The organism is Thomasclavelia sp. (assembly GCF_047249845.1).
Taxonomy (GTDB): domain Bacteria; phylum Bacillota_I; class Bacilli_A; order Erysipelotrichales; family Coprobacillaceae; genus Thomasclavelia.
Genome location: NZ_JBKTWO010000080.1, coordinates 1 through 5,914 on the forward strand (window position 1 = coordinate 1; position 5,914 = coordinate 5,914).

Genomic DNA, 5,914 nt, shown 5'->3' on the forward strand with positions numbered 1-5,914 from the left:
ATAAGGCCAGAAAGGAGAATACTCAACTTAGTGACCTAAATTGAGTATACGTGATTAAAAAATGGATGTTTGTGAAATTTTGAAAGAACTTAGAAAAATAAAAGATGTTGCTATGGCAACTGTGGATCATTATGGAAATCCCCAGATACGAATTATTGATGTTATGGCAGTCGAAGATAATTGTTTGTATTTTTTAACTGCTCGAGGTAAGAATTTTTATCAGGAAATAATAAAAAGTAAACGAGTTGCAATTAGTGCTGTTAATGAAGATTATGTTTCGATTCGCTTGAATGGATTTGTAGAAAGGGTAATAGATCAGGAATATTGGCGGGATAGGATATTTAATGATAATCCTAGTATGAATAATGTTTATCCTGGTCAAAGTCAAAAGATTTTAGAGGTTTTTTGTATTAAAGAAGGTGAAGTTGAAGTATTTGATTTGTCTAAAACACCAATTCAACGTTATCAATATGATATGCAAGGAAATACGATTTTTAGAAATGGTTATTTAATTAGTGAGGCTTGCATTGGTTGTGGTCAATGTAAACAACAGTGTCCACAGCAATGTATAGAAAGTGCAGAAGTATATAAAATTAAACAGCTTCATTGTTTACATTGTGGTTTATGTCATGAGGTATGTCCTGTTGGAGCGATTAAGAAAGTAGGTTAAATAATGTTAGAAGAGATGATATCAATATTACAGGAAAAGGGAGATTTCTTTTTAGGTCTCTTAATTGAACATATGCAAATCTCATTAATCTCAATTATAATTGCTTCAATTATTGGTTTGATTTTAGGGATAATAATTAGTGAATATCGAAAAAGCTCTAAAACAATTTTAGGAATTATTAATTTCATGTATACAATTCCTTCGATTTCCTTATTAGGCTTTTTAATTCCTTTTTCTGGAATAGGAAATAATACAGCGATTATTGCATTAAGTGTCTATGCTTTATTACCAATGGTACGAAATACATATACAGGTATTATTAATATTGATGAAAATATTCTTGAAGCAGCTACTGGAATGGGGGCTACTCGCTGGCAAATTTTATATCAAATTAAGTTACCATTAGCATTTCCTGTTATCATGTCAGGGTTTCGTAATATGGTCACAATGACCATTGCATTAGCAGGGATTGCATCGTTTATTGGGGCAGGTGGATTAGGTGTAGCTATTTATCGAGGAATTACAACTAATAATGCGGCAATGACGTTGACAGGAAGTTTATTAATTGCAATACTTGCTTTAATTACAGATATTGTTTTAGGATTAGTTGAAAAATTATTTACATCTAGAAAGGCAGGTGTAAAATCAAAAAGAAAGTTTGGTCTAGTTGCAATTTTTATTATTTGTGGATCTTTAATTGGATCAAGTATTATAAATAATGTTAATCAAGGAGTAACACTTAATCTAGCAACTAAACCAATGACTGAGCAATATATTATTGGGGCTATGTTAAAAGAAATAATTGAGCAAGATACTGATATTAAAGTCAAAATTATTCAAGGTGTTGGTGGTGGAACTTCAAATATTCAACCAGGTATGGTAAGTGGAGAGTTTGATATGTATCCAGAGTATACAAGTACAGGCTGGAATACTGTATTAAAACATAAAGGTTTTTATAATGAAGATATGTATGGGCAGTTAGTTAAAGAATATCAAGAAAAGTTTAGTTTTACTTGGACGGGTTTATTAGGTTTTAGCGATGCTTATGGTTTAGCGGTTCGAAAAGAAATTGCAAAGCAGTATAATCTAAAAACTTATTCTGATTTAGCGAAAGTAGCTGACCAATTAACATTTGGAGCAGAATATGATTTTTATGAAATTCCTGAAGGTTATAACGCATTATGTCAAAAATATAATTTAAAGTTTAAAAATACAATGGATTTCGATATTGGATTAAAATATCAAGCTGTTAATGAAGGTAAAGTAGATGTGATAGATATTTTTACAACTGATGGACAATTAACTGTATCAGATGTAGTTGTACTTGAAGATGACCAGCAGTTCTTTTCAACAGCAATGGGGGCTTTAGTGATACGTAATGACATATTAGCTAAATATCCAGAATTAGATGATGTATTTAATAAGATGACAGGTATACTTGATGAATCAAAAATGGCACAATTAAATTATTTAGTTGAAACTAAAGGTCAAGATGCAGAAGATGTTGCACATGATTTTTTAATAAGTATTGGTTTAATTGAATAGGAGATATGTATGGATACTGCAATAGAATTTATAAATGTGAAAAAAGAATATGGAAATAAAATAATTATTGATAATTTTAATTTAAAGATAGATGCAGGAGAATTTTTAACAGTGGTAGGAAGCTCTGGATGTGGTAAAACTACTATATTAAAGATGATCAATGGTTTGATTATTCCTAATAATGGCCAAGTATTAGTCCATAGTGAAAACACTCAAAAAGTTGATTTGATTCAACTTAGAAGGAATATCGGATATGCAATTCAAGGAAGTGTCTTATTTCCGCATATGTCAGTAGCTCAAAATATTGCTTATGTTCCAAATCTATTAAATAAAGGTGATAAAAAAAGAACTCGTGAAGCGGTTGATAAATGGATGAAGATCGTTGGATTGGATAATGATTTAAGCCAACGTTACCCTAATGAATTAAGTGGAGGTCAACAGCAGCGAGTAGGGATTGCTAGAGCATTAGCGGCTTCACCAGATATTTTGTTAATGGATGAGCCATTTGGAGCAGTAGATGAAATTACTCGTACAACTTTACAAGATGAAATTTTAAGAATTCATCAGCAGGAGAAAATAACAATTGTTTTTGTTACACATGATATTAATGAAGCTTTAAAATTAGGAAGTCAAGTATTAGTTATGGATCAAGGTAAGATCGTACAGTTAGGCTCTCCCAAGGAAATATTGAATCAGCCTAAATCAGAGTTTGTATCTAAACTTATTCAAAGAGAAAGCAAGTATTTACGTTAACAGTCAATTTTATAAGACTGTTTTTTATTTGGAAGTATAATAGAGGTAGAAAATAAATATATTTGCATCCAAATATGTTATTGATTCGTATTAATAGTGGAAGGGTATGAGATTATGGAAAGAGAAGAATATAAAATAATAGTAGATCAATATAGTGATATGGTAACTAGGATTGCAATTATGAATGTAAAAAATATTGATGATGCTAAAGATTGTTATCAAAATGTTTTTATGAAGCTTTATTGTTATAAAAAAAAGTTTGATGATCATGAACATATAAAAGCATGGCTTATTAGAGTAACTATTAATGAATGTAAAGATTATCAAAAACAATTTTGGAAAAGAAATATTAATATTGATGAAATTATTATTGGTAGAGAAGATGAAAAATTAGTTATTTTACCATTAGTTATGAAGCTTGCAAGTAAATATCGAAATGTTTTGTATCTATATTATTATGAAGGATATTCGATTAATGAAATTGCTGATATTTTAACAGAGAATCCAAATACTATTAAATCACAATTAGCCCGTGGACGTAAGTTACTAAAAAAGAAGTTAGGAGAAGATTTTTATGAATAAATTTAATGAGTTCAATAAAATAAAAACACCTTCTATTTGGAAAGAAATAATAATAGATAATGATTTTAGGGTTTCTAAGAAAAAAAGAGAGATAAAAATCAAATATATCTTAGCAATATCACTAATTATTATAATGATTGGAACTTCGTCAGTAGGAATTACATATGCTTTTTCAGAATCATTTAGAATATGGATAAATGAACGTTTTGATAATGCTGTTAATATTACTGATTCAAGAGATTTATCTGATGGTACTGGAGGATATACTATTGCTTTAAAGCAAGGTAAAGGTAGATGGTATGTTGAAGATCAATTTATAGGGATTGTTGATGATAACGATTTTTATAGTGAAGTATATGTCTTAGAGAATGATAAATTAGTAGAATGTTCAATTAATTATTATCAAGGAAATATTGAAGGACAAGACTTTTCATTTAATTATGCAAGATATGATGATCGAATTTTATGTTTTAATTATCAAGGGTGTATTATTGATGTATTACCAAGAATTCTTGATAATAAGATTTATGTTTGTACTGATTTAGCACATAAATATGATCTAGCAAAAGTTGATTTAGTGACTGGTGAACTAGAATATATTACTAATGATCATATATCTGTAAATCCAATTGCTTCACCAAAGCAAACTAACATTTTAATTAATAAAAGCGATCAAGCATGGGAGAATTATAATATCGAAACAGGAATTAGAAATGAAGTTACTAATATTGATCCTTATATGCATAGTAATTGTATTACCTTTATTGATGAAAATACAGTAATTACTTATGATGATAATAATAATGGGATAATACTGGACATTTTAAATGATACTGTTACACCATTAGATAAATTTCCTTTAGAAGGGACTTTGGTTAATATTGATTATACAGATGATAAAATTATATTTACTAATGTTATTACTGGAATCAAGTGTGAAATGGATCATATTTTTACTTCAGGTACTTATTGTAGTTTGGATTATATTGTATTATTTAATGACAAAGAACTATATCTTTATGATATTAATCATAATAAAATAGTTGATTTAAATAATGATAAAAAAATGAATGAAGAGTTAGTGGGTGTATCTATTATTGATAAAGAGCATTTATTAATATCTACTGATAAAAGAGTATATATTCTTGCTAATAAAGATCTAAATAGTTAAAATATAATTAAATGGAGGCTTTTATGGAAAGAAAATATATTTTATTTGATTTAGATGGGACATTAACTGATCCAATGATGGGAATTACAAAGTCAGTACGATATGCTTTAAACTATTATGGTATTAGTGTTGATAATTTAAGTGATTTATTACCCTTTATTGGACCACCACTACGAGATTCATTTAAAGAGTTTTATGGTTTTGATGATGATAAGGCTAATAAGGCTGTGATTAAATATCGTGAATACTTTGCTGTTGAAGGGATTTTTGACAATAGGGTTTATGAAGGAATACCAGAATGTTTACAAACATTAAAAGATGCTGGTAAAATTTTATTAGTTGCAACTTCAAAACCAGAGAAATTTGCTAAACAGATAATTGAATATTTTGATTTAGCTAAATATTTTGATTTTATTGGTGGCAGTGAATTTAACGGTCGTGAAAAAAAAGCAGATGTAATTAAATATGTTTTAAAATCTAAACAAATTGATAATTCCAAAGTAATAATGGTTGGAGATCGTAAACATGATATTATTGGGGCTCATGAAAACAACTTACCTTGTATAGGGGTATTATATGGTTATGGTAGTTTGGAAGAGTTAAAGAAAAATCAAGCGGATTATCTTGTTGATACAGTTGCTAAATTAACTAGTCAGTTATTAGAACTATGATTAAAGTTGAAACTATCCCATATCAGCAAGCACCATTAAAAATAAAAAATCTAATTAATGAGTTATTACAGGTTATTTGGCCAACTGAAAATGATTCTGAAGCACACGAAAGTAACTTAATAGTACAATCTTTTTATGTAATGATTGATAGTAAGATTGTTAGTTATGCAGCGGTTATTCAAGTAAAAGTAATTATTAAAGAAAAGTTATATCAAATAGGTGGATTAAGTTGTGTGGCAACTTTGCCATCATTTCAAAGACAGGGAATAAGTTCTAAAATTATTGCAAGTGCAACAAGCTGGATGGAGGATAATGTAGATTTTGGAGTATTTACTTGTACACCTAACTTAGTAGATTTTTATTATAAAGCTGGAAAGTGGAAACCAATGACCAATGTAATATTGGTGGCTAACCATGATAAAGATGCTTTATCAAGTATAAATTTAGATGTTATTGTTATGATGAGAATTTTTTCTAAAAAAGCTTTATATAATTCTGAAGAAATAACTAATAGTATAATAT

Annotated in this window: 7 protein-coding genes; all 7 read left to right on the forward strand. The window is 28.5% G+C overall.

Annotated features, from left to right (window positions below):
- Positions 1 to 61: 61 nt before the first annotated feature.
- Positions 62 to 670 (forward strand): 4Fe-4S binding protein, encoded by a 609-nt coding sequence (locus tag ACLR9T_RS13040; protein ID WP_413109942.1) that lies wholly within the window; start codon positions 62 to 64, stop codon positions 668 to 670.
- Between the two features lie 3 nt (positions 671 to 673).
- On the forward strand, positions 674 to 2,215 hold the full coding sequence (locus ACLR9T_RS13045) for a glycine betaine ABC transporter substrate-binding protein (RefSeq protein ID WP_413109943.1): 1,542 nt from the start codon (positions 674 to 676) through the stop codon (positions 2,213 to 2,215).
- Positions 2,216 to 2,224: 9 nt separating this feature from the next.
- Positions 2,225 to 2,968 (forward strand): ATP-binding cassette domain-containing protein, encoded by a 744-nt coding sequence (locus ACLR9T_RS13050; RefSeq protein ID WP_413109944.1) that lies wholly within the window; start codon positions 2,225 to 2,227, stop codon positions 2,966 to 2,968.
- A gap of 114 nt (positions 2,969 to 3,082) precedes the next feature.
- Positions 3,083 to 3,550 carry an RNA polymerase sigma factor gene (locus tag ACLR9T_RS13055; RefSeq protein WP_413109945.1) on the forward strand — a complete coding sequence of 156 codons (468 nt, stop codon included), beginning with the start codon at positions 3,083 to 3,085 and terminating at the stop codon, positions 3,548 to 3,550.
- The gene (locus tag ACLR9T_RS13060; RefSeq protein ID WP_413109946.1) at positions 3,543 to 4,721 is read left to right on the forward strand and encodes a hypothetical protein; all 1,179 of its coding nucleotides are present in this window, start codon (positions 3,543 to 3,545) and stop codon (positions 4,719 to 4,721) included. Before ACLR9T_RS13055 ends, ACLR9T_RS13060 begins: the two co-directional genes overlap by 8 nt.
- Before the next feature lie 23 nt (positions 4,722 to 4,744).
- A complete protein-coding gene (locus ACLR9T_RS13065) occupies positions 4,745 to 5,392 on the forward strand; it encodes an HAD family hydrolase (protein WP_413109947.1) in 648 nt (215 codons plus the stop codon).
- Positions 5,389 to 5,914: GNAT family N-acetyltransferase (locus ACLR9T_RS13070; protein ID WP_413109948.1), on the forward strand; the 526-nt coding region annotated here is incomplete at its 3' end. The genes ACLR9T_RS13065 and ACLR9T_RS13070, both read left to right, overlap by 4 nt.